19 protein-coding genes and 1 pseudogene are annotated in these 25,078 nt (G+C 64.2%); 9 read left to right on the plus strand and 11 right to left on the minus strand.

Annotated features, from left to right (window positions below):
• Positions 1–81 precede the first annotated feature (81 nt).
• The 3 genes from V7E00_RS17705 to V7E00_RS17715 form a co-directional block, all read right to left on the minus strand.
• Positions 82–1,110 (minus strand): SDR family oxidoreductase, encoded by a 1,029-nt coding sequence (locus tag V7E00_RS17705; protein ID WP_333573975.1) that lies wholly within the window; start codon positions 1,108–1,110, stop codon positions 82–84.
• A gap of 346 nt (positions 1,111–1,456) precedes the next feature.
• The gene (locus V7E00_RS17710) at positions 1,457–2,476 is read right to left on the minus strand and encodes an AraC family transcriptional regulator (protein ID WP_333573976.1); all 1,020 of its coding nucleotides are present in this window, start codon (positions 2,474–2,476) and stop codon (positions 1,457–1,459) included.
• Between the two features lie 124 nt (positions 2,477–2,600).
• Positions 2,601–3,569, minus strand: a complete 969-nt coding sequence (locus tag V7E00_RS17715) for an alpha/beta hydrolase family protein (protein WP_333573977.1) — start codon at positions 3,567–3,569, stop codon at positions 2,601–2,603.
• 252 nt (positions 3,570–3,821) lie between these two features.
• Here V7E00_RS17715 and V7E00_RS17720 point away from each other — a divergent pair, with 252 nt between their 5' ends.
• From V7E00_RS17720 to V7E00_RS17740, 5 genes are all read left to right on the plus strand, one after another.
• A complete protein-coding gene (locus V7E00_RS17720) occupies positions 3,822–4,424 on the plus strand; it encodes a glutathione S-transferase family protein (RefSeq protein WP_333573978.1) in 603 nt (200 codons plus the stop codon).
• 113 nt (positions 4,425–4,537) lie between these two features.
• On the plus strand, positions 4,538–5,290 hold the full coding sequence (locus tag V7E00_RS17725; protein ID WP_333573979.1) for a helix-turn-helix transcriptional regulator: 753 nt from the start codon (positions 4,538–4,540) through the stop codon (positions 5,288–5,290).
• Between the two features lie 157 nt (positions 5,291–5,447).
• The gene (locus V7E00_RS17730) at positions 5,448–5,726 is read left to right on the plus strand and encodes an HU family DNA-binding protein (RefSeq protein WP_333573980.1); all 279 of its coding nucleotides are present in this window, start codon (positions 5,448–5,450) and stop codon (positions 5,724–5,726) included.
• A 356-nt stretch (positions 5,727–6,082) separates the two neighbouring features.
• Positions 6,083–7,567 (plus strand): ATPase domain-containing protein, encoded by a 1,485-nt coding sequence (locus V7E00_RS17735; RefSeq protein ID WP_333573981.1) that lies wholly within the window; start codon positions 6,083–6,085, stop codon positions 7,565–7,567.
• Complete coding sequence (locus tag V7E00_RS17740) at positions 7,564–9,567, plus strand: response regulator (RefSeq protein ID WP_333573982.1); 2,004 nt, start codon at positions 7,564–7,566, stop codon at positions 9,565–9,567. Before V7E00_RS17735 ends, V7E00_RS17740 begins: the two co-directional genes overlap by 4 nt.
• 49 nt (positions 9,568–9,616) lie before the next feature.
• Here V7E00_RS17740 and V7E00_RS17745 read toward each other — a convergent pair whose 3' ends face one another.
• The 6 genes from V7E00_RS17745 to V7E00_RS17770 form a co-directional block, all read right to left on the minus strand.
• Positions 9,617–11,473, minus strand: coding sequence for a M61 family metallopeptidase (locus V7E00_RS17745; protein WP_333573983.1), 1,857 nt, complete (start codon positions 11,471–11,473; stop codon positions 9,617–9,619).
• Between the two features lie 5 nt (positions 11,474–11,478).
• Complete coding sequence (locus V7E00_RS17750; RefSeq protein WP_333573984.1) at positions 11,479–11,718, minus strand: DUF6894 family protein; 240 nt, start codon at positions 11,716–11,718, stop codon at positions 11,479–11,481.
• Positions 11,719–11,803: 85 nt separating this feature from the next.
• Positions 11,804–12,949, minus strand: a complete 1,146-nt coding sequence (locus tag V7E00_RS17755) for an alpha/beta fold hydrolase (protein WP_333573985.1) — start codon at positions 12,947–12,949, stop codon at positions 11,804–11,806.
• 188 nt (positions 12,950–13,137) lie between these two features.
• Positions 13,138–13,491 (minus strand): hypothetical protein, encoded by a 354-nt coding sequence (locus V7E00_RS17760; protein WP_333573986.1) that lies wholly within the window; start codon positions 13,489–13,491, stop codon positions 13,138–13,140.
• Positions 13,445–14,194 carry a DUF2161 family putative PD-(D/E)XK-type phosphodiesterase gene (locus V7E00_RS17765; RefSeq protein ID WP_333573987.1) on the minus strand — a complete coding sequence of 250 codons (750 nt, stop codon included), beginning with the start codon at positions 14,192–14,194 and terminating at the stop codon, positions 13,445–13,447. Before V7E00_RS17765 ends, V7E00_RS17760 begins: the two co-directional genes overlap by 47 nt.
• Before the next feature lie 2 nt (positions 14,195–14,196).
• On the minus strand, positions 14,197–15,645 hold the full coding sequence (locus V7E00_RS17770) for a hypothetical protein (protein ID WP_333573988.1): 1,449 nt from the start codon (positions 15,643–15,645) through the stop codon (positions 14,197–14,199).
• 234 nt (positions 15,646–15,879) lie between these two features.
• On the opposite strand from V7E00_RS17770, the pseudogene V7E00_RS20110 reads away from it, so the two are divergent.
• From V7E00_RS20110 to V7E00_RS17785, 3 genes and pseudogenes are all read left to right on the plus strand, one after another.
• A pseudogene (locus tag V7E00_RS20110) lies at positions 15,880–16,152 on the plus strand (transposase); the annotation flags it as partial.
• Between the two features lie 177 nt (positions 16,153–16,329).
• Positions 16,330–18,462 (plus strand): TonB-dependent receptor, encoded by a 2,133-nt coding sequence (locus V7E00_RS17780; RefSeq protein WP_333573989.1) that lies wholly within the window; start codon positions 16,330–16,332, stop codon positions 18,460–18,462.
• A complete protein-coding gene (locus tag V7E00_RS17785; protein WP_333573990.1) occupies positions 18,462–19,529 on the plus strand; it encodes a PepSY-associated TM helix domain-containing protein in 1,068 nt (355 codons plus the stop codon). Before V7E00_RS17780 ends, V7E00_RS17785 begins: the two co-directional genes overlap by 1 nt.
• A gap of 682 nt (positions 19,530–20,211) precedes the next feature.
• Here V7E00_RS17785 and V7E00_RS17790 read toward each other — a convergent pair.
• Both V7E00_RS17790 and V7E00_RS17795 read right to left on the minus strand, forming a co-directional pair.
• Positions 20,212–21,750, minus strand: a complete 1,539-nt coding sequence (locus tag V7E00_RS17790) for a tryptophan halogenase family protein (protein ID WP_333573991.1) — start codon at positions 21,748–21,750, stop codon at positions 20,212–20,214.
• A gap of 105 nt (positions 21,751–21,855) precedes the next feature.
• Complete coding sequence (locus V7E00_RS17795) at positions 21,856–24,933, minus strand: TonB-dependent receptor (protein ID WP_333573992.1); 3,078 nt, start codon at positions 24,931–24,933, stop codon at positions 21,856–21,858.
• Between V7E00_RS17795 and V7E00_RS17800 the strand changes: the two genes are divergently transcribed.
• Positions 24,872–25,045, plus strand: coding sequence for a hypothetical protein (locus V7E00_RS17800; protein ID WP_333574166.1), 174 nt, complete (start codon positions 24,872–24,874; stop codon positions 25,043–25,045). The genes V7E00_RS17795 and V7E00_RS17800 overlap by 62 nt on opposite strands.
• Positions 25,046–25,078 lie beyond the last annotated feature (33 nt).

The following is a 25,078-nucleotide window of genomic DNA, read 5'->3' on the forward strand; positions in this document are numbered from 1 at the left end:
GCTCAGCATCGCTCTCGTCGCGGGTCAACGCTCGTCTCGCGAGGGCCCACCCGCAGGACGCTCGGCGGAGGGATGCAGGTATCAGGGACGGGTCGATACACGACGCGGCTTCAGGACACGGGCTAGCCCGATCAGCGCTCCCACTCCCAGAGCCATGGCGCCGCCCGCGACATAGGGCAGCTTCTGCGCCTCCAGAGCAAGACTGGTTTTCCGCGTGTGCACGCGCTGGGATCCGTGGACGCTCCCGTCACTCCGCGGCTCGTGCAGATTGTCTCGCCGGTCTGCCGCACCAGGGTCGCCGGGCTTCTGCTGCATGCGTGTGCCGATGACTTCCATGGCCAAATCGGTCAGTCGCGGGGCCACTTGCCCGATCAACGAGCTTAGAATGCCGCCGCCGCCGACATAGAGCTCTCGGCGCGGTGTCGCGCAGGCGAACAGCACTGCGTCCGCTACCAGCGCTGGATCGTAGAGCGGCGGGGGCAAGCGCGGTGGCTCGCGCATGAATGTGCGCGCATGCTCTGCATAGGGCGTGTTGATCGCGCCTGGCTTGATGAGCGTGACTGAAATGCCTGCTCGCTCCCGTTCCAGTTCCATTCTCAAGGTGTCGGTCAGCGCTTGCACCGCATGCTTGGTCGCCGAATAGGGGCCCTGCTGGATGATCGCACGATCGCCGAGGATCGATCCCAGGTTGATGATGGCGCCGCCGCCGCGCTGGCGCAGGTGGCGCACAGCGACCAGACACCCGTGCAGGGTGCCGAAGTAGTTTACGTCGAAAGCGCGCCGGTGATCTGCAACGGGCACCTGTTCGAGGGTTCCATAGGTCGCCGCTGCCGCGTTGTTGATCCAGCTGTCGAAGCCACCGAAGCGCTCGATTGCTGCCTGGGCGAGCCGCTCCACGGCATCCTGTTCCGCGACGTCGGTCGGCACGACCATCACGCGGCCGCCCTCATCCTGCAACGCAGCTTGAATTTGCTGCAGAGCTTCATGGTTGCGGGCAGCAAGGACGACGGCAGCGCCCTGGCGCACCGCAGCTCTGGCTGTTGCGAGCCCGTTGCCGCTGCTCGCCCCGGTGATCACCAGGACCTGCTCATTTAAGGCTTTCAACTTCATGGCTTTGGCAGAGCGTTTGGCCTGCACCGCAGTTCCCGGACCGACCCCGGATGCGCGCTTGAAAAACAACGATCAGCTTGGAACGTCCAGGGTCCTGGGGCAGGCCTGCGTTGTGAGCGGTCACGGCAAGAGTGGAAGGAATCCCGGCGCAACGCGCACAATTCCTCCAGTTCCGGGTATGAGCTTACCGAAAGCCGCCGTTCCCTCCGCTTTCGAGTACCGCTGGCGCGGGCTGAAACCTGGGGTGCGTTTAAAAGCAGCTTCGGGCTGAGGCCATGAAAAGGCGAGGGGCAGTGACGGCGCTGGTCCACGTTTTGTCCGGCTTCCCTCTGCGCACGTGCTCGGCTCAGATCGGCCGCGTAGAAATATTGTGGCTCCTCCAAGCCTGTGGGGTGACTCCCTCCCACATCCTGAACGCCCTATAGAATGAAGTCGTGTCTTGGAATCCAAGGAGGCAGGCGACCTCCGCTACGTCGGCATACGGGTCGGAGAGAAGCTTGCGGCTGAGCTCTTTGCGCGCCTCCTGGACCAGCGCGCGGAAACTGCTCCCTTCGTCGGTGATGCGCCGCTGCAACGTGCGCTCGCTCGTGCCAAGGTTGCGCGCTACGGTTGAGACTTCGGGACGGCCACTGGCAAATCCCCGTTTCAGCGCGTCCTTCACCTGTTCCGAGAATGAGCTGCGTGGCCTTAGCCGGCTGAAGCTCTCCTCCAGCGCAGGGATGAGGATTTCGATCAGCTCGGCGTTATGTCCGGGAAACGGACGATCGAGATCGGCGGCCTTCAAGACAAGCGTGTCGCGCGCCTGGCCGTTCAATATCGGGCACCCGAAAAAGTTGGTCTGTTCGGTAGTCGGCGACCCGCTACGGGTCAGCTCCAGTCGTAGCGGAGTGAGTTTCTGGCCGGTTCCGCGCCGGCCGAGCGACAGAAGGAATGCGAAGCTTACATCGACGGAGAGATCCGGTTCAGGCGCTTCGGCATAGAACCACTGTTTGAAGATGTGGACCTCCGAACCTCGCTGTTCGATCACGATCCTCTCCGGCATCGTGAACTGCTTGAATCGCGCGATGCGCGCGAGGCCGTCCTGGAAGTCGGAGGCGTGGCACGCAGCCACGAACATGGGCTGGTGGCCTACCGAGTCCGTCGCCTGTACGAAACGCAGCCAATAGTCCGCGTTCCTCGCAAGGTCCGAGATAGCAACCCACAACGAGAAGAACTGCGTGGTGCTCACGAAGCGACGGGTGTCGAGGTGCAGCGTCACGGGAAGGCGGGCCTGGCGCAGCACAGCCACCGGGTTCAGGCCGGTCACTTGCAGCGCCGACCAGAAGGATTGCTGCAGGCGGCATTTGTCGGGAGTGCTGTTGGTCATGTTGGCCACCTCACGAGAGCCCGAGTTGCTGCATCGGTCAAGGGCGCCGCGCATTCCGGTGCGCCGCGCGCTTGAAGCGAGTCAGCGGGGCCCAAGTAGCGCCACGTGGTTGCGCTGGCTCATGTCACTTGGCGTCAATGCGGGCGTGGTTCGCGCAATGCGAGAGGAGTGCGTGCTTTGCCATCGGCCACGCCTCGTCTCCTTCGTACAGAGCCGAGCGGAGATAGGCCCAAGTCGTTCGAAGGACGATCTCCATGCGTTCTGGATCCTCATCGTCAGTTTCCCTGGCGTCATAGCCCGCGATACCGCCCAAGCCATGCTTGCCGCCGATGACGGACATCAAGTTGTCCGCGCCCGGGCTGTCGTGAAATGCGTCGGCATGCCAGGCCGGGCCGCGGACCGTCAGGTGCGGAGAGGCGTCTTCTTCGCCGACGACTACCAACGTTGGCGTGCTCAGATGCGAGAAATCAGGGTTGAAGAAACTGTAGCGGTCGGCGGCCATCTCACTCAGCGAAGCTCCGCCATTTCCTGGCGCCGTCAGCATGACGCCCGCTGCGATCCGCGAATCGTGCAGGTCGATATCCTGCGCATTCGGATCGTTAGGATCGGTCAAACGGGCCCCCAGCAGAACGCCTGCGGTTTGGCCCCCCATCGAGTGACCGATCACAGCAACGCGCGTTCGATCGATCCGCCCAGCAATCGACGGTACGGCAGTCTCTATTGCCTCGAGCTGATCGAGAATAGCGCGCATGTCCTCGACGCGCGAGCGCCAGAACAGCGGGCCGCCAGCGGCGTCGGCCGGCATGCCCGCGACCTTTGAATTGAGGTGCGTAGGCTGAATTACGACGAAGCCGTGACCTGCGTAGAAGTCAACGAGTGGCCCGTAGCCATCTTTCGACGGAAGGTAGAGCGAAGGCCCATGCCCGTGCGAAAGCAGCACCACCGGCAGATTATATCCGCTAACCGGCGCTGTAATGCGCAGTTCAAGCGGAAGCGGGCGATCCTCCACCTTGAGGACCACGGGACTGATGGAGATCGTCTGCTGCGGATCGCTGACTGGGATCAGCAGTGCCTGCTTGATGAGATTGTTCATGTTCCTGGCTCCATCCGGCCGGGACAGATGTCGTGGCCGAGTGAAGTGGTACTAAGCGGCCTGCCGCTTTCGAGCATTGGCATTCGCCGCCAATCCACTTGCATTTTGCGCCAAGCGGACAGGCACGCTCCTGCATCTCGCCGGAACACGTCCGGTCGATGCTGTCGCGCGCGCTTCGATGCTGCCACAACGCTGGCAACAGCCCCTGGCTAACCGCTCTCCGAGGCCATCACGGCCACGGGAGACCAACTGATGCTGACGCTTTTCCACGCCCCACGCTCACGATCCACTCGAATCCTCTGGTTGCTGGAGGAACTCGGCGCTCCCTTCCACCTGCACCACGTCACAATATCTTACATGGACGGCAGCGGCGACGGCCCCGACCCGGCCAATCCGCACCCTGACAAGAAGGTGCCTGCGATCCTTTCTGATCAGGAGCTTGTGACTGAAAGCGCCGCGATCGCCATATATCTCGGCGACCGACATCCTGACGGCGGACTGTCGCCATGCATCGGAGATCCCGATCGTGGCGCCTACCTCACCTGGATCAGCTGGATCGAGGGCGAGTTCGGCCCTGCCATCTTTCAGCGTATGGGGGCCGGCCCGGACGCTGCGGTGCCGCCGTCTTTCGAAGCGGCACTGCGGCGGCTCGATGGCGCGTTGTCGCAAGGGCCTTATCTTCTCGGCGAGCGCTTCAGTGTCGCCGACGTGATGCTTGGCGGCACACTCGGCTGGGCGCGTCATCTGCTACCCGCAGAAGGGGTGATCACGGCTTATCTCACCCGTCTCGCCTCGAGGCCGGCGTTCAGCCGAGCCATGGCACGGGATTCAATGCGATCGCATCGATCTGGATGACGAGGAGATGCCCCCTGGGCGGAGGCGCGTCTCAAGCCGAGTCTTCGCTCCGCCAAGGTGAGCGCTTGATTGCCCTCGCACCCTACAGGTGCGGCTTGTAAGGACTTGCACCCATGCGTCGAGCTGATCGCCTGTTCGAAATCGTCCAGCACCTTCGCCGTGCATCGGGGCCGCTCACCGCGGCAGCGATCGCAGCAGAGCTGGAGACGAGCCGGCGGTCAGTTTACCGCGACATCGCGGCACTCATTGCCCAGCGGGTCCCAATCCGCGGAGAGGCTGGGATCGGCTATGTTCTGGAACGCGGGTTCGACATGCCGCCGCTGATGCTGACCTCGGATGAGGTAGAGGCCGTGGTACTCGGGGCGCAATGGGTGCTAGTTCATGCCGACGATGCGCTTGCCCGCGCCGCTGCCGACGTTCTTGCCAAGGTCGCCGCCATCATCCCCGAAGGGCTGCGTCCAGCCATGGAAGATCCAGCGGTGATCACGCCGCCGAACTGGGGCGAGCGCCTGGATGCGGGCGTGGACGTCGCCCGGTTGCGCGCTTGGAGTCTGCAGGGGCGCAAACTGTGGATCCGGTATTCTGACGGGGCTGGGCAGGAATCGGAGCGGATGATCTGGCCCTTCCTTGTCGGCTATATGGATCGAGTTCGAGTGGTGATCGCCTGGTGCGAGCTGCGGCAAGGCTTTCGCATGTTCCGAACCGACCGGCTTTTGCGCGTAGAGTTCCGGGAGGAGCGCTATCCCGAGCGCCGAAGCACCCTGCGTCAGAAGTGGCTGACAATGATGCGGGAGCGACGGGAGGCGCAGACGGCATCGGGCAAGACCTTCGCTAACATGGACGAGGCGGGGACTGGTCACAGGTAAGATCGCGTTTCGGCGGATCGCCTCTTACGGATTGCGTCCACCAGCCCTTTGCCGGCGCCGGCATGGACCACTAGGTGAAATCCCCAGGACTGTGCTCATCACTTGGCAAGAGTGCGCGCGTACGGCTCCGCTCGCAAAGGCATGAGGAGCAAGAAAAATGGTCCGTTCTGAATTAGTTGATAGCCTTTCGCGCGACAATCCTAGCTTGTCACTGCAGGAGGTGGAGAGCATCGTCTCCCTCTTCTTCGAAGAGATCGTGGCTAAGCTCAGTGCTGAAGGGCGGGTAGAGCTTCGCGGCTTTGGCGCGTTTTCTACGCGGGCTCGCGAGGCGCGTATCGGACGCAACCCCGCTAGCGGCCAACCCGTTGCGGTTTGCGCTACTCGACTCCCCTACTTCAAACCGGGGAAGGAGATCCGCCAGCGCCTGAATGTATGATTGGGTAAATCGGCTCGGAAATGCCTGCTTCCGGTCGGGTGCTTCGTGACGGCCTAGAGAGGGCGGACATCAGCCCGTCTGCTCTGGCGATCGCAACTAGGTTTAGCAGTCACTCACCGCATCCTTCAGAACGGCAGGGGTGCGACCGCTTGGCGCATTTGCGATCCGTAACGCCGAATGTCTAACCGCAGACGCCAATCGGAATAGAACCCCTCAGCCGCTCTCTGACGATCTGGGCCTATCGCAAGCGGCCTGCACTTGCTAACGATCCGGAACTAAACGCAATTCACGGCCGTACGGTCGGGAGCGGGCTCACCTGCAAGGTACCCGTTAGCAGACGCTCCGCAGGAGACCATATGACCGGCGTGAATACCCAGGCAGCCATGGGAATCGGGGGGCTCGACGACGTGCTGAGCGGCGGCTTGGAGCGGGGACGTGTGTTCCTCCTCGAGGGCAGCCCCGGCACGGGCAAGACCACAATAGCGCTGCAGTTCCTCCGCCAGGGTGCGGGAGCGGGAGAGCGCTGCCTGTACATCACGCTGTCGGAAACCGAGGAAGAACTGCGCGCCACCGCCACGGCACATGGCTGGGATCTGCAGGGCCTCGAATTGTTCGAACTGGTGCCGCCGGAGAATTTGCTCGACGAGGAGCAGCAGCAGAGCCTGCTCTATTCCTCGGACCTGGAGCTTGGCGAAACCACCCGCCGAATCTTCGACGTGTTCGAGCGCATCCGCCCCGATCGCGTCGTGCTGGACAGCCTGTCGGAAATCCGGCTGCTCGCGCAAAGCTCGCTCCGCTATCGCCGCCAGATCCTCGCGCTGAAGCATTATTTCGCGCGGCAGAACGCCACGGTGCTGATGCTGGACGACCTGACGACGGATGCAAACGACAAGACCGTGCACTCGATCGCGCACGGCGTCGTCCGGCTCGAGGAGCTTGCGCCGGAATATGGGGCGGAGCGCCGGCGGCTGCGGGTGATCAAATATCGCGGCCGGCGGTTCCGCGGCGGCTTCCACGATTTCGCAATCGAGACCGGCGGCGTGCGGGTCTTCCCCCGATTGGTATCCGCCGAACACAAGCGGCCGGTGGATCGCACGGTGCTGGGCACGGGCATGGCCGAGTTCGACGCGCTGCTCGGCGGCGGGGTCGAGCGCGGCTCCAGCGTGCTGGTGCTCGGCCCGGCAGGCACCGGCAAGTCGATCATGACGCTCACCTTCGTGCGGAATGCCATCGCACGCGGCGAGCGGGCGGCGATGTTCGTGTTCGACGAGGAGCGCGGGTTGCTGATCGAGCGGGCCAAGGGTCTGGGCATCGACTTGCAGGCGATGATCGACGCCGAGACGCTGGTGCTGGAACAGGTGGACGCCGCCGAACTCACGCCGGGTGAATTCTCCGAACGGGTGCGTGTCTGCGTCGAGACCCACGGCGCGCGTACGGTCGTGCTGGACAGCCTCAACGGCTATCAGGCCGCGATGCCGGGGGAGAATGCGCTGGTGCTTCACGTGCACGAGCTGCTCCAATATCTGAACCGCCGCGGCGCCACGACCTTCCTCACGGTCGCGCAGCACGGCCTGGTCGGCGACATGAAGTCGCCGGTGGACGTCACCTATCTGGCGGACACGGTCATCCTGCTGCGCTATTTCGAGGCGCTGGGCCGGGTGCGGCGCGCCGTTTCCGTCGTCAAGAAGCGCACGGGTCCGCATGAGGACACGATCCGTGAATATCGCCTCGGCGAACGTGGGCTAACGCTCGGGCCGCCTCTGGCGAACTTCCAGGGCGTGCTCCGAGGGGTACCGGTGATGGTCGGCGAGGCGGCCCTGCTCGACGATCCCGAGACGTGAAGCACAGCACGCTTTCGGAGCGGGCATTGGTGCTCGCCCCGCGCGGACGGGACGCGACGATCGCCGGGGCGATGCTGAACGAAGGCGGCATTGAAGCGACCCCCTGCGGGTCGCTGCTCGCGCTGATCACCGAACTGGACGCCGGCGCGGCCTTCGTGCTGGTAACCGAGGAGGCGATCACCAGCGCCGATCTGAATCCGCTCGCCGACTGGCTGTCGCACCAGGAGGAGTGGTCCGACATGCCGTTTGTGCTGCTCACCACTCGGGGCGGCGGCCTCGAGCGCAACCCGGCGGCGGTGCGGTATCTGGAGGTGCTCGGCAACGTCACGTTCCTTGAGCGCCCCTTCCACCCGACAACGCTGATCAGCCTCGCACGCTCGGCGCTGCGTGCGCGCAAGCGGCAATATGAGGCCCGGGCGCGCCTCATCGAACTTCGTGAAGGCGAAGCGCGGTATCGCACATTGTTCGACACGATGGATGAGGGCTTTGCCGTCATCGAGTTCCTAGACGGGCCGGAGGGCCCGCTGTCGGACTATGTCCATGTCCAGGCCAACCCCGCCTATGCGCGGCACACCGGCATCGCGAACGTCGTGGGCCAGAAGGTGCGCGAGATGGTGCCGGATGAGGCCGAGGGCTGGATCGCGCTGTACCGGCAGGTGCTCCTTTCAGGCGAGCCGATCCGGTTCGAGCGCGAACTGGTCGCCACCAGCCGCCATCTCGAGCTGTCGGCGTTCAGCATCGAACCTGCCAGCCGCAGGGAAGTCGCGGTCATCTTTCAGGACGTGACCGAACGGAAGCGCGCCGAACAGGAACTCCGCGAGTTGAACGAAGGCCTGGAGGCCCGCGTCACTGCGACCGTCGCCGAGCGCGAGACGGTCATCGCCCAGCTGCACGAGGCGCAGAAGCTGGAGACGATCGGCCAGCTGACCGGTGGCGTCGCCCACGACATCAACAATCTGCTGACCCCGATCACCGGCGCGCTCGACCTGTTGAACCGGCGCTACGGCGCCGACGATCCGCGTTCGGCACGTTTGCTCGACGGCGCGCTGCAATCAGCGGAGCGCGCGAAGATTCTGGTCAGCCGCCTGCTGGGCTTTGCCCGCCGGCAGGCGCTGGAAACGCGTGCGGTCGACATCGCGCAGCTGTTCGAGGGGATGCGCGACCTGATCGCCAGCTCGATCGGCCCTGCAATCGAGCTGCGCATGCTTCCCGTACACGATCTGCCCGCGGGCATCGCGGATCCTAACCAGCTCGAACTCGCCATCCTCAATCTGTGCGTCAACGCCCGCGATGCAATGGAAGGCGGCGGCGTGCTGACGATCGCCGCCGATCGCGTCATGCTGGGCCCCGACAGGGTAAGCAAGCTCGACCCCGGCGCCTATATTCGCATCTCGGTAATCGATACCGGTGCGGGCATGGACGAGGTGACGCTCGCCAAGGCGGTCGAGCCATTCTTTTCGACCAAGGATGTCGGGAAGGGGACCGGTCTCGGCCTGTCGATGGTGCACGGGCTGGCGGCGCAGCTCGGCGGGGCGTTCGAACTGCAGAGCAGCATCGGCCGAGGCACGCGCGCGGACCTGTATCTCCCCGTCGCTCGCGCCGGGGCCGCCCCCTCCGCGGCCCGGGTGCCCACCGTCGGCAAGCCCATGCGCCCGCTACGGCTGCTACTGATCGACGACGAGGAGCTGGTTCGCCGCGGCACGGCGGAGATGCTCCGCGAACTAGGGCACGAGGTGCACGAGGCAGCGGGCGGCGCGCAGGCGCTGGCGAAGCTTCGGACCGGCATCCAGATTGATGCCGTGGTGTCGGACTACATGATGCCTCGGATGAACGGCGCGGAAGTGGCAGAGCGTATCCGCGAGCGGCTTCCGCACATGCCGATCCTCATCGTCACCGGCTATGCTGGCGGCGATCTGGACCTGCTGCTGCCGCAGCTCGCCAAGCCGTTCCGGCAGGCCGATATCGCGATCGCCATCGATCAACTGATCGCCACGGCATGAACAGGCAGTCTCAGTCTTGTTGTCACCGCATCGCCTGGTAATGGCCAGGCTAGTCGGACCGGCGCGGGCGCAGGATGTCCTCGAGACGATGCTTGGCCCCGTCTACCGGCTCCAGATGAGGATAGCGGTGGCCGGAGCATTCCGGGAAGGCTACCCGCCGCTCGCGCTTCCCGGTGCGCACCAGCACCTCTAGCGGCCCGCGGCACCCGGCCACCGCCTCACGCAGGAACGCGAGGGAGAAGGGCTCGCCCTGCACCTGCACCAGCGTGGAGCCCACGGTGAGCCCCGCCGCGAAGGCGGGGCCCTCCCACAGCACTTCGCTCACCGCGCCGTCTGCCGCGACCGTCAGCCCCAGCGAGAAGCTGAGGTTCAGATTGCCCGCGACCTTCTCCGTATTCGCCCAATAGGCACTGGGTTCGGGACGGTAGACGAGCCGGTACCCGCCACGATCGATCCCGGCGAGCGGGGCGCCTTCGTGCTTGCCTTCGATGCGGGCGGCGAAGAAGCCCTGCCAATCGAACGGCGCGAGCCGCTCCAGCGCTGCGACGACGTCCTCGAACACGTAGGTACGCGTGCCCCAATCCCCTTCCGCGTCAGCGCCGAAAAAGCTGCGGGCGAAATCATCCAGCGACCGCGCCTCGCCGCTCAGCTCGCGGATTCGCGTGTCGACATCGAGCCAGACGAGCGCGCCCTCGGAATAATAGTCTTCGCTGCGCTGCCAGCTCGGCCAGGGCAACGGCGCGCGCGCGGCAATGATCGGATCGCGCGTCGTGTCACTCATCGGGCGCCAGCGGCTGCCGGCACGCACTTCGTGGGTGGCAGCCGTAAGCGCCATCGCGCCGAGCGCATGTTCCGTCGTCCAAAGGCCGGAGCGTGCACACAGCACCCGGTCCCAATATTGCGTCTGCCCCTCATACACCCACATCAGGCTATTGCCGATCGGCCGGTCGAAGCTGGGCGTCCAGGAGTCCGCACCGCGTCGGTGCTTGCCGTTCCAGCTATGGACAAACTCGTGCGGGATGGTGTCCCGGCGCGAGAAGGTGGCATCCCAGTCGGTGAAATAGCCCGGCAGCGTCGCGGCCTCGCAGGAGCGGTGATGCTCGACGCCGATGCTGTCGATCGTGTCGCTCAGCGCGAACAGCACCTCGTAGCGATCGAAGGGCCGGACACCGAACAGCAGGTCCGCTTCCCGGATCAGCGCGCGGTGGGGGGCGATCTGCGCCGGGGTGGCTTCCAGCTGATCGGGCCCGTCCGCCGCCATCGCCAGATGCACCTGCGCCTGATCGTCCAGCGCGACGCGGCGGAAATGACGCCCGGCAAGGACCGGCGAGTCGACCAGCACGTCCAGCGGCACGGGCGGGAAGCAGAGGCGGTCGCCGTCGCGCGCGGCTTCCATCGCGCAGCCATGCCGCCAGCCTTCCGGCAGAAGCAGGGTAAGGGCCATCTGGATCCGGCGCGCGAAGTGCCCCGCTGGATACAACAGCACGGTATTCCACTGCAGCATCAGCAGATCCGCGCCGACCACCACACGCCCCTGCGCAGGGTCGGTCGGCGACAGGAACTGAAAGCGCGCCTCGATGGTGTCGACTCCCTCCGGCACGTCGACAAGGAAGGCCTGCACGTTCACCGGATGGCGCTTCCATCGCAGATCCTGTCCCGCTGCTTCTACGACCAGTCCCGCGAACAATTCGATCGGCGCCTGGGGGGCGTGGTAGCCGGGCAGCCATTGCGGGAAAAGCAAGGTCAACTCTCCGGCGCGCGCGACGGGCATCGTCTCGCGCACCCGAAAGATCCGCCGCTCGACATCGCGGGCGTCGACCTCGAGGGTGATGGTGCCGGGATAGGGCACGTCTTCCGGCAGGGCGACAGGTGCCGGTTCCGGCACCGGCTGTGGCAGGCGACACATCGCGGTTACGAGATCTGCCGGGCGAGGTCGGCAAGCAGGATGCGCGCTACCGGCTGATGATCCTCATCCTCGATGTCCAAGCTGCCGTGCAGCGCACAGGGCGCGCGGCGGACATGCTTGTGCAGCAGCATACGCCCCACCTGATGCGCCGCGATCAGCGCCTGGCGCAGATCCGGCAAGTCGCGCTGCTCGCTCAGATGCGCAACGTTGTTGGGAGTTCGGAAGCAGAAACGATAGCTAGGCATGAGACTGAAATGCTAAAGATTTCCTCTCGTTGCAGCCAATTGATCTGATTTAGCAACTTCGCACATCGGGCAGCGGCAAACACGATCAGAGCGGCGTCGGGCCCCGAAACTGCAGCGACTGCGCGAAGCCGAGGATCGCCGCGTGATAGGCATCGGCCTGTTCGACCGGCCCCATGTGATTGGCCCCCTCCACGATGTGCAGCCGGCCCCGCGGCGCAGTGCCGGCGATGTACTCGGAGGCTTCCGGCTTCGTCACGATGTCCTTGCTGCCGCCGAGCACCAGTATCGGAACCGGGCAGGCGCGAAGCGCTTCTTCGGAGCTCCAACGAAACATCGCGAGATCGCCATGCGCGGTCACCGCAGGGTTCTGCATCGTCATCAGGCGCGCGGTGCGGTCCAGCTGGGTCCGCGTCACGGACCTGCCGAACCCCAGCCGCGTCGAGAGATGTGACGCGCCGCTGAGGTAGCTCTGCCAGGCGCCCAGCCAAGCCAGCGGCTGCAGGAGGATGGTAAGCCGCATCAGCGGCTCGATCACCGGCCAGCGCAGTGCCTGCGCCAGACCGCTCAGGATCATCGTCTTGAGCGGATTGATGTAGGTGGTGTCGAGAAGCACGAGGCCGCGCACTTCGCGGCCGAACAATTGGGGCTGATCCCGCGCGAGCGTCTGAAGGATCATGCCGCCGATGCTATGCCCGGCGAGCAATGCGGGGCGTCCGCCGGCAAGCTGCAGGACCGAGGCGAGATCCTGCGCAAAGCCCCGCATGTCGACCTTGGCGCGGGCGCGCTTCGACTGGCCGAGGCCGGGCAAATCCCAGACGATCAGCTGGAAATGCGGCGCCAGGTCTCGTTTGGCATAATGCCAGATGCGGCTGTCGAGTGACCAGCCATGCGTCAGGATCAGGGGCGGGAGATCGTCGGATCCATGAATCTCCACATAAAGCCGAGCACCCGTCGGGCTATCGATATAGGTGCCGTTTCCCCGCTCTAGCCGCATCGGGTCCGTGTCCCGGCGCGCCACGAGCAGAAGCACCATGGATCGGCCCAGCAAGGACCAGGCGAGCAAGCCGCCCCCCGTCCAGAGGCGCCAATCCTCCCGAACGCGCCGTAGCGCACCGTCAGCATCGCGCACCCATTCCCCGTCATACCACGACCACAGCAGATAGGCAGCGGCTGCCAGCAGAAGGAGCGACAGGATAGCGAAGAATGCGCGGAGAACGGATAGCGAGCCCATGATCTCTCCTAAGGGAGTATGACGGTCGCGAACGGATCGTACGCTATGGTCGTTCCACGCAATAACAGTAACTTAGGATAGCAGTTCAGCCGACCTCGAGGCGTTGTTGCAACCCCGCGGCCTACGCCGGTGGCTCGGCACCCGCGGTTGCGTCGAGACGGCAGGCGGATGCCCTGCGTTGATCGGCCCTATCGCTGCGGAAGGCGAGCCCTGAAGCGGATGACGGAAGCTTCAGCGTTGCGCTCCAGGTTGGCCATGTATGCCGCCCAGCCGGCCGCGATTTGTTTGTTTGCCGCTCGCTCGGCGCTGTCGACCGTCTTGCCGCCCTTGACCATATCGCTGATCATGTCGTCGCGGACGGAGGCCTTGAGCCCAGGTTCTTTGTCTTTGCACGCCTGTATCGCGGCGCGAGCCACGGCATTCGCGGTTCCGGACGCGTTGTAGAGCTCCCCTACCTGGTGAACTACACAGGTGACGTAATCCGTTACGACGGGATCATCGTCTTCCTGAACCTGCAGGAGAAAGAGGGCGGCCATCAGCATCGGGGCCGTCTAGCAGCCGCCGGACGGTTGACAAGCTTTCAAGACCCTTCAACATGGCCGCACCAGCCTCAGATAATCTGTAATGTCCGGGTTTTTCTCTGAGGAACCAGCCGTACACATTCCGCAGCAGGATCTGGCCCGCGTCTTCCGCGAGGTGCTTCAGGTCGCGCGGTCGGGCTACGCCGCTACCGATGGCCTCGGCGCAGGCAATCGCCCGTTGCCGATAGGCCGTCATGAGCGGTTGGCGTGTGGAGCCTCCTTCTGCGGGATCGCCTCTACGATTCGCGTGCTCCTTAAAGATCCGCGACCGCCGCGGCAGATCTGGCCGAGGGCGGTAGGGTGACGGCTCGGCCAGAACGGAGACCGTGCCGAGCTTCAGATCTACCACGAGGAGGCCGACCCCCAGCAAGCGGCACAATCTCATGACACGTCCGTCGCGATCTCGTCCTTTCCGGCGGGAGATCACCGCAAGGTAGATCAGGTCCGCGCAGCGTAAGCGGTCGACTGCTTGAAGAACGAGTTCCAAGGTGAAGGAGAGCTTCAGCTCAGCGACGATAAGTACCGGCGGCTCATCACCGCGAACAGCGACCACGTCGCATCCGCAGACCTCGCCCTTCACGTCAAAGCCTTTCGCCTCGAGAAATGCTTTCACTGGCCGGTACAAGGCCGTTTCGGCGATGCGGAGAGATTCTTGAGCGGCCATCGCTAGTTGCCAGCATCCACTTGGGCGCCCCCGGCTGCTCGTATGGACAAAGCAAGCGTAGAGTGCACGGGCCCCACAATTGCCTCCAGCACGCCGCAGGCGCTGCCCGCCTCGAAGCACCCGGTGATCGAGCCCGCTGCGGTATCGTAGGTAGTCACCACGTATTCGCCGTCGTGCAGTCCTGGGACGATCAGCCTAGCTGCCGGCGCGTCCCACCGCGGCTCGACCATGCCCTGTGAAGAGAGGCTGTCGGTTCGGATAGTCCAGATCAGCGCTTGGCGCTCGTCCCCACATCCAACCAAAGCGAGCCCAGGATCGTCGCAGCAGAGCTCGGCCGAAACATTGCGGCGACGGAAGCGGGTCCAGTCGATCAGCGGGAGAAAGTCGGCCAGTGCCCGCTGGGCGGCGCGCATCCCATGCGTTAGCACGTGCGGATGCCGGTTGGGCCACCGCATGCCTCCACCGGCCCCCCCGCTCGCCAAATGCGCCCATTGAATGTGGCGGAAGTACTCGTCGTCGAACGCGGCAGGCAAGGTGCGCTTCTTGTCCTTGAAGCTGTGGATTGGCCCATGCTCAGAATCGAACACCGGCCGGTCGCCCGCTTCCTCAACGGCGGTCCGCATCAGACGCGCAACTGCGAGCGCAGGGCTGACAGTGTCTTGAGGGGAGTCGATCGTGCCGGTCTCATAAAGATGCGTGTTTGCGAAATCGAGTGCCGGGTGCCGGAAGATCGACTCGGCCAGCGTTGGGTGATTGATAAGTTCCGGACCGAAGACTGACACGGTCTGGAGGTGAGCGAAGCCGTGCCGCTCCCTTTCGTATTTCCGCAGCCAGGACGCTACGTCAGCGATGAATGGAGCAGCGGTTGCTGGGTCATCCCCTCCATGCGCCGGATGAATTTCGTTCCAGAGGTCCCAGGCGAACAGGGCAGGGCTGCTGCCCCAGCGGTCGCTCGCGAATGCGAGCCGGCGCTTGATCGCCGCCCGCATGGTTGGTGAGGTCAGCCATTCGGCTTGTGACGCACAGACGCCGCCATTCGCTCGATTGTAAGGATGGTGGCGCCATCGGATCCACATGAAGAACGTGTCGTAGGGCGTCAGCAATACTCGCAGGCCTACCTTCTCAAGTAACCGAAACAGGTCATCCCAGAACTGAACCATATTGGGCGCGAAGCGCCCTACGGGACGCTCCAGGTACCGGTTTTCGCCGTGGCAATACTCCAGCATCAACCGGATCACGGTGACGCCCTGCTCCTTCAGCCAGACGAGGTGACGCTCAACAGCGGCCGGGTCACGGCGACGGAACAGCGGCGAGAGTTCAGGCCAGGTAACCGCATCATTGTGCCCGATCGGTGTCCAGGGCGTCCCGTGTTCGGTGAGAAAATAGGGGAGCCCACGCTGATCGTGAATGCGAGCAAGCGGCCTGTCGACGAGATCTGAAATCGGAATCACGTTGGCGCGCTTAACTAGAGCGCGACAGCTTGGCTATGTCCGGCGTCGCGCATGTTGCTGATTTTGTTGAGGTGTTCAGCGACGCCGTGGCATGGATCAGACGGCTGAACCGAGGACACTGCACTACGACGCGCCCACTCCCAGAGGTTCGGAGGCCGGGCGCGCCTCCTAGGGCTGGGACACATGAACGGGATTCCCTTGCCGTGCGAGTCGTGATTCACCCTGCACGTTGACGTGGAGGGTGAAACGCCGGGAGAGTTCTGGCTGAACGACGAGCAGTGGGATCGGCTACGACCGTTGCTGCCAAACAAGCCGCGAGATGACGACCGTCGGGTGATCAGCGGCATCGTCCATGTGCTGCAGGCGGGCTGCGGTTGGAAGGACGCGTCGTGCGCCTAGGTCCGTGCAACGCTGTACAGTCGGAATACGCGGTGGTCGGAAAAGGCGGCGTACGCCCAGGCAATCGGTTTCAGGCGACGCGGGCGCTACACGAAGATCCATGCCATCGCCGTCTCCGGAGGCAAGCGGACAAATGCCTCTGCCATAAGGTGCCGTCGCTCGGACCCAGCGGCGGGACAGCCTGAGCCCCGTGCACCACCGGGATAGAGGGTGTCGAACCTGCTAATGCGAGGCCGTTGCAAAGATGGCGACTATTTCCTATCGCGCCCCGAAAAGGGGAAGACGATGAAGTTTGCCATCGGCCTGATCGCCGCAGCTACCACCTGGACGGGAAGTGCCGAGGCGCAGGAAGGCCGCGCCGGCGAGGATGCGCACGAAAACGCGCGCGACGATATCGTCGTGACTGCCGCGCGGACCAAATTGCCGGCCAGCGCGCTGCCGCTGACGGTGGACGTGATCGATCGCGAGACCTTGTCGCGCCAGGTGGCGGTGTCCGGTTCCACCGTAGATGCGGTTTCGGCACTGCTCCCGTCCTTCTCGCCGACGCGCGAGAAGATTACCGGCTTCGGCGAGACGCTGCGCGGCCGATCGCCGCTCTATGCGATCAACGGCATCCCGCAGACGACGCCGATCCGCGACGGTGCGCGGGACGGCTATACCATCGATCCGTTCTTCATCGACCGGGTAGAGGTCATCTACGGCTCCAATGCCTTGCAGGGCATCGGGGCAACCGGCGGGGTGGTCAATCAGGTCACCGTCGAGGGCCCCAAGGAAAATGGCTGGAGCGGGCGGACCCTGCTCCAGGGGAATAGCGGCGACGACTTCTCCGGCGACTCGCTTGGCGGCAAGGTCGCGGGCCTGGTCAGCGTCCGCAGCGGCCGGTTCGATGCCACCGCCGGCGCGGCGTTCGAACGGCGCGGCGTGTTCCTCGACGGGCGAGGGCGCCGCATCGGGCTGGACGGCAACCAGAGCGAGATCCAGGATACCGACAGTCTTTCCTTTTTCGGGCGGGCTGGCTTCGACTTGTCCGATACCGCCCGCATCGAGGTGATCGCCAACCGCTTCAGGTTGGAAGGCAACAACCATTACTTGCCTGTCGACGGCAACCGGGCGCTGGGCATTCCCGCCACGAGCCGCCGCGGGCAGACGCCCGGGCAGCCATCGACCGGCCTTGCGGAGATGGTGTCGGCCTCGCTCACCGACGGCGATCTGGCCGGCGGGGCGTTCACCCTTCAGGGCTTCTACAACCGCACCAGCGACACCTTCGCCGGCGGCATCCTGGCGACGTTCCAGGATACGCGGATCGCCCCGGTGGGCACGCTGTTTGACCAGTCGCGCAACGTGTCGCGCAAGATCGGCGGCAAGATCAGCTATGAGCGCGCCGTGCCGGGATTCGAGGCGCTGACGCTGACCGCGGGGTTCGACGCGCTGATCGACCGTACCAAGCAGGATCTCGTCCAGACCGGCCGCGCCTGGGTGCCGCAGACCGATTTCCGCAGCCTGGCGCCGTTCGGACAGGCCAATCTCAAACTGTTCGACGGCGTCGTGCGGCTCGCCGGAGGCGTGCGCTACGAGAATGTTCAGCTCAACATTCCAAATTACACGACGCTCGCCAGCGCCGGCGCGCGGGCGGTCACAGGTGGCAAGCCGTCGTTCGAACGCGCCTTGTGGAACGGCGGCGTGGTGCTGGAGCCGATCAAGGCGATCCGCGCCTATGGCAGCTATGCGGAAGGCTATACGATCGCGGATATCGGGCGCGTCCTGCGCGGCATCAGCCAGCCCAACATCCGCATCGCCGACTTCATAGACCTGACCCCCGTCGTGTCGAACAACCGAGAGGTCGGCATGGAGGTGAACCAAGGGCCGCTGGAGGCGAGTGCCACCTATTACTGGTCGTCGAGCGATTTGGGCCAGGTGCTGGTGCGTGCCAGCGACGGCATGTTCAACGTCATGCGCCAGCCAATCGACATCGAGGGCCTGGAAGTGAACCTCAACGTCCGCACCCCGCTGCCGGGGCTGAAGCTAGGCACCGGCTTTGCCCATGTCAGCGGGCGCACGGACACCAATGGCGACGGCAGGATGGACGCCGATCTCGATGGTGCCAACATTTCGCCCGACCGGCTCAACCTTAGCATCGACTATGGTCGCGGCCGCTTCAGCGCGCGCGTGCAGGGCCGCTACTATCTGTCACACCGGTTCCAGGGGCAGCCGATCGCCAATGATTTCGTAGGCTACCGGCTGTTCGACGCCTATGCTGCATACGAACTGGCGGCGGGTCGCGTGATGCTGAGCGTGCAGAACGTCGGCAACACCGACTATGTCACCTATTACAGCGACACGCAGGGACCGACCGACAATGCCCGCTTCTACACGGGACGCGGGCGCAATTTCACGCTGAGCTGGCAAGCCGGGTTCTGATGCACCTCCTGTCCTTGCTCCATCGCTGGATCGGCGCAATCGGCGGCCTGTTGCTCGCGGTGCTGGGGCTGACGGGCACGCTGCTGGTGTGGCGGGACGAACTGACCTTTGTGGCGCATGCCGGAGATCCCGTTCGGGCCGATCCGGCTTCGCTGGCGAAAGCCGTCGCCCACGTCTCGCAGGGGGCGAAGCCGGTCGACCGCATCACCTTCGCGGGCGACGGCCTCGGGGTCCATCAGGTGATCTTCAAGGACGGCAGCGGCGCCTATGTCAGCCAGGCGGGGGAGACGGTCGCCCGCTGGTCGGCGTCGTGGCAGCGACCGGAGCTATGGCTGTTCGATCTCCATCACCGGCTGCTGATCGGCGATGCGGGCGAGACAATCACCGGCATCGCCGGTATGGTGGGCCTGTTCTTCGTCGTCACGGGGATTGTGCTGTGGTGGCGCAGCCGGCGCCGCTTTCGCCTGCGGGCTTGGCCCGCGACGATGAGGTCGGGTGCGATCGTCCATCACCACCGCGATATGGGCGCGGTGGCTGCGCCCTTGCTGCTCGTCTCGCTGGTAACAGGGGCGCTGATGGTGTTTCCCGCCCTGGGCGGCGGCCTGATTGCCGAAGCACGCTCGCACCTCCCGAAGGTGGAGGAGCACCGCGCGGCGCCGGCCAGCCGGGACGTGGCGCCGCTTTTCCGGGCTGCAGCGGCGACCTTCCCGGGTGCCGAGTTCCGCCGCCTGCAATGGCCGCGAAAGGCCGGGGCGCCCATCGTCCTCCGGCTGCGGCAGTCCTTCGAATGGACTCCGAATGGCCGCACCTTCGTCTATGCCGACCCCGTCACATTGGGCATTCTCGGCCGTGCCGATCCCGCCGAGGGAGGCACTGCGGCATCGATACGCGAGAAGCTCTATCCGGTCCACGCTGCCAAGACCGGAGGTGTGCTCTGGAAGCTAGCCATGAGCGCGTCCGGCCTCGCACTGGCTTTGCTCGGGAGCTTGGCAGTGTACGCATTCTGGCGAACCCAGTGGAATATTCTTGGAGCTAAACGCAGGATGTCTAAGGACAGGCCTCAATAAAGCGGCGCAGGACCTTGTTCAAATCGAGCGGTGAACGTCGACTAGCGGCCAACTCTCGCCGTTCCGATCCGCTTGCGGTCATGTCGGTGTACGCCGAAACTGTCACTGTGATTTCAACAGCGGCCGTTCTGGCGGCAGCGGGCATGTGCCGCGCCATCGGAACCTAGCGACTGAGAGCATGTTTTCTAATCGACAGTGCTCGAGGTGTGAAATGCGGGAATTTCGGAAGATCGGATCGTCCAGCCCTTTGGGTTTTGAGCTGCAGCACCGGGAGCTCGACGCTCCACACCGCCCCCCGAACCGCGCGGAGCGGCGACGCCAAGCTCGGCAGCAGCATGTTGACCGTCCTTCCTGTGCCTGTTGCCAAGCCAAGGCTTGATGGTTGAGTGGCTGCTGAGCTTGCGCCCTCAAGAGGTCGATCAACGTTCCTGAAGGTGGAAGCAGTCGGATCGCTCAATCGGTGCGGTGCGCGGCTAAAAGGGGGGCGTGAGCAGACCGGCGGCATTGGCAGCACGAGCCGGGATCATCGACGCCAAGCAGCCGAAAATGGTAGGAAGCACGGCCATCTTCCGTTCGCCCGCCGCTCCTACGGCTATCTCGACGTGCTGATCGTCGGAACCGTTTTTCTATCCGCCCGCGACATAGAGGCGGCTCGACCGATGGAGTTTGCCAGGCCCGGACGTTAGTAGTGCGTCCCGGAGGCCGGTGCCGCACAGTACCGGGTGATGAACTCCTCGTGGCGCGGCATAAGTCCGACATTCGCCGCGACTACGTTTTCGACATGGCCGATCAGCCTAAGCAGGTCCTCGTCGCGGACCCACTCGACCGCCGGGTGATAGCTGCGCGGCTCGATCCCTTGCCCCAGCATCACCTGGACCCAACTGGTCAGCCCAAACATCTCGGCACCGTTGCGGAAGAACTGCCCGTTCGCGCGGAACAGCTCTAGGTTGGCTGTCAACGTGTCGGGGAGTGCCATCGTTCGCACGTGATTCCAAAAATCGGAGTCATCTCGACGGGTGGCGCAGTAGTGGAGAATGATGAAGTCGCGGATTAGCTCATATTCGAACTGCGCCTGCGCGTTGTACGTGTCCCGCAGTGCCTGATCGCAGCGCGTGTCCGGGAACAATGCCATCAGCCGGTTGATCCCGGCTTGAATCAGGTAGATCGCGGTGGATTCCAGCGGCTCATCGAAGCCGCCGGCGAGGCCGATCGCGATAACGTTCTTGTCCCAGAGCCGGTGCCGCTTGCCGGTGGTGAAGCGCACCAGCCGCGGTTCGCCGAGTGCCTCGCCGTCGAGATGGGCGAGCAGGAACGCCGCCGCTTCGTTGTCGCTTATCGCGTTGCTAGCATAGACATAGCCGTTCCCAGTGCGGTGCTGGAGCGGGATGCGCCACTGCCAGCCCGCCGGCCGCGCAGTGGAGCGGGTATAAGGCGTCGGCGGCCCCATCTTCGCGCATGGCACCGCCAGCGCGCGATCGCAGGGAAGCCAGTGCGTCCAATCCTCGAATCCGACGCCCAGCGTGTCTCCAATCAGCAGCGCGCGAAAACCGGTGCAATCGATGAACAGGTCGGCGGCGATCACGTCGCCGCGCTCCAGTGTCACGCTGTCGACGAAGCCCGTCTCGCCGTTACGGTCGACTGCGATCACCTTCCCCTCGATGCGCGTGACGCCCTGCGCCTCGGCACGACGGCGTAAGAAGGCGGCGTAGCGCACCGCATCGAAATGATAGGCATAGGCGATTTCAGCGAGCGGCGTGTTGGGCGGCGCGTCGCTGGGCGGCACCATGAACTTGCCGAGCGGCGCAGCCAGCGTGTTCAGAGAATAGGCGCTGATATCCTTCGCCTTACCCGCTGCGCGCGCCTTCAGCCAATATTGGTGGAAGGGCAGCAGCCCCAGGTCGCGACCGATCGTGCCAAAGCCATGAACATAGCTGTCGCCGATCTTCCCCCAGTCGTTGAACTGAATGCCGAGCTTGAAGCTGCCCTGGGTCTGGCGGATGAACTCGGCCTCATCGATCTGGAGCAGACGATTGAAAGCAGAGAGGTGCGGCACGGTCGCCTCGCCCACGCCGATCAGCCCGATCTCCTCGGATTCGACGAGCGTGACGCGGATGGAGCGTCCAAACGACTTGGAAATTGCCGCCGCCGTCATCCAGCCGGCCGATCCGCCGCCGATCACCGCGATGCTGCGGATCGTCGCCTGCGATTGCTGCTGCTGCATTCTATTTTCGAACTACTCTCCGCACGATCCCAGCCCGCGGCATCGCGCAACAAAAGGAAGCGGGCGCCCCGCAGGGATCGGAGCGCCCGCCTCGTCCGGGGTGAATTAGAACCGCAACCCGGCCGAGAATTTCACCATGAACGGCGTCCCCACAATCGCGCCCTTGGTGTCAAACGCGGCTGAGGTGGGCAGTCCGTTGGTGCTGGTCGTCACGATGGCGGCTGGATCGTAGTTCTTCCAGTTGAACAGATTGAGGATGTCGACACGGCCATAGGCGGTCGCGCTGTAGGGCAGCGCGAAGTTCTTGGTGAACTGGACGTCGATGTCCTTGTAGCCGAGGAAATCGTTCGGTTTCAGGATAGCGATGCCGGCGGTGCCGCCGCCGATCGCGTTGTACGGATTGCAGCCGGGGATGCCGGTATCGCAGCCATAGATCTGGCTGACCGATTGGGAGGTTGCCAGCGACACCTTGCCGCCGAACTGGATGCCCCAGGGCAGATCGTAAGTGCTCGTCATCACCAGCCGGTGCCGTGGCACCGCCGTCGAGCGGAGCGTGGGATAGCCGCCGATCGTCGGGTAATCGAACAGGTACATATTGCCGGCGGAGCCATAGGCATACGAGTTGTTCTGTGCCGCCGCCGAATAGGTATAGGATACCGTAGCGCTCCAGCCGGAAACCTTGGTGTAGGGCTTCTGCGCGGCCAGCGAGACCTGGAAGTTGCGATCCTTGAAGCCGTTATCCCACAGGATCAGCGAGCCGATCCCGGGCACGCCCTGCGCCCCCCACTGGCTGCCATTCTGGTAGAAGGAGCCATCGGCATAGCGCCCACCCCAATGGCCGTAGATGCCGTCGTAGCTCGCGATATAGGCGAGCGTCGCCTGGGTGTTCCAATCGCCAATGCGGTTGCGGATGCCCAAGCTGAACTGGTCGGCATAAGGTGTCTTGATGTTGTTGTTGATCAGATCGACCTCGTGCGAAGTCGGGCTGGTCTGCAGCGTCGCCAGGCCCGAGGGCGTCAGATAGGCCGGATCCCAGGCATAACAGTGGTTGACCGGATTGACGTCAGCCTGCGTCTTGCACTGCCCGCCGCCGAAGTTGTCCAGCGTCTGGGCCGACGGGAAGAAGACCTGGGGATTGTTGTTGAGCGCGATCTTGGTCGTTTCCAGCGCAAGCGTGCTGAACAGGTTTCGATTGTACGTGCGGGCATAGCCGCCGAACACCACGAACGCGCCGTCACCATGGAAGTCGTAGGTGAAGCCGATACGTGGTGAGAAATTGTGCGGCGCCTTCCGGTTGCTGCCGGTGCCGACATAATCGTTGATGTTGATGCCAGGTGCGCCAGGCACGCTCGTCGCCAGCACCTGTGCATAGGTCTTGCTCGTAGCACAGCTGGTCGCCCCGGCGCCGCAGAACGGGCTGTCGAGCGCTGCCACCACCGGCGCGGGGGTGACATAATTCAGGTAGGCAGGCACCTCCTCATGATCCCAGCGGATGCCGAGATCAAAGGTGAGCTTGTCGTTCACCTCCCAGTTGTCCTGCAGGTAGACGCCGTACTGCTTGTCCGTCGTCGTCACGTTCGGCGAGTAGCCGGGTACAACGTTGGCGAACTGGACCTGCCACGGCGTCGCGCCGACGCCGTCGGAGCTCACCGCGTAATAATAGGCCGCATTGGTCAGGTCGGTGCTGGCGTTCTGCGTCTTGAGCTTGACCGCGCTGTAAGTGGCGCCGACCTTGAACGTGTGATTGCCGCCGAAATTGACGTTTGAGAAGGTCAGGTTGTCCGCGAACGTCCAGCCGCGCTGCCGGTTGACAATGCCGACCCCAGAGCCCGGACCGCCGACATTGATGATCGAGGCGCTGTTCTGCTCGCTGTTGAACGCGGTCGGCGCGTTGGGGAACCAGGAATATTGGAACTGCGGCGCGGCCTTGGTCGGCAACGCGGCGGAGTTGGAATCCTGGTAGGACACCCTGAACTCGTTGACCCAGCGATCGGTGCTATGCTGCCAGCGCACGTCGCCGCGCTTGACGTCGTTCTTGTAGGGCACCGCCGTCGATGCCGCATTCTGCCCGCTGGCGCCGGTGATGTTGGTCTCCAGCCGCAAGTTGCCGGTGAACTCGATCCGATCGTTCGCCGTCGGCTCGATGTCGATCTTGCCGAAGTAGAGATTCTCCTTGAACGGGTTGGTCACCGCGCCGAACTGGCTGGCGACGTTGGCCGGAAGCAAGGCGATCGCCTGGGCCGGCACGGCACCGTTCGGGAACACGGTGTTCGAGATGGCGAGGCTCTTGTGCTCCCAGGTGAAGAAGAAGTGGGCGACGTCCTTGATGATCGGCCCGCCCAGCGCCGCGCCATATTCCTTGCTCGACTGGCGCGCCTTATTGGCCTCGCTCGGCAGCGAGGCACGCAGATTCTGGTCGGTATAGTTGCCGAAGACCTCACCGTGGAACTTGTTGGTACCGGACTTGGTCTGCGCAATGATGATCGCGCTCGACGCGTCGCCATATTCGGCGCTGTAGTTCGAGGTGACGACCTTGTACTCGCCGATGGCCAGCTGCGGGAACGGGTTGCCCGGGTCGCCCTCACCGCTGGCACCGCCGCTACCGGCGAAGCCGCTGCCGCTGCCGCTGGTGCCGCCGCCGCTGCCGACATAATCCTTCCAGCTGACGCCATCGATATAGATGTTGGCAGCGGAGTCGAGCTGCGCTCCGCCGCGGATGGAGGTGTTGCCCTTTTGATCGCGGGTGAATTGCATGCCGGGCACGGTGTCGGCGAACTCAAGGAAGTTGCGCGTCGACTGCGGTAGCGAGGCGATGTCGTGTAGCGTCACGATCTGGTTGACCTGGGACGAACGCACTTCCACAGTCGGGTGCCTGCCGGTCACAACGACGGTGTCCTTGCCGCTCTCCGCCGTGCCTGGCTCTAGATCGACCACCGAAACCGACGCGACGGACAGCGCTACATCAGCGCTGAACCCGTCGCCCGCTGTGATATGGTAGCTACCTGCAGGCAGACCCACGATAACGTAGGTGCCGTCAGCGTTGACAGTCGTGCGACGTACGGCACCTGTGTTCACCTCGGTCGCAATAACGGTGGCGCCAGCTGGCGCGTTGCCGCGAACCGTGGAATTGGACGTCTGCGCTGTGGCCGAGGTTGCTATCAAAAGCGCAACGCAGGTGGCCAAGGCGGATTTACCGGTCGAGCGGCTACGTACTGTTTTCTTCGTCATCCTCATCCCACTTTTTATGCTGTCGCCTCAGCATCAGCCCGCGCGACAGCTCAGCAATGATTTGTAACCGGTTACATAACGATGTAACCGGTTACAACTG

It is taken from the genome of Sphingomonas sp., from assembly GCF_036731925.1.
Taxonomy (GTDB): Bacteria; Pseudomonadota; Alphaproteobacteria; order Sphingomonadales; family Sphingomonadaceae; genus Sphingomonas.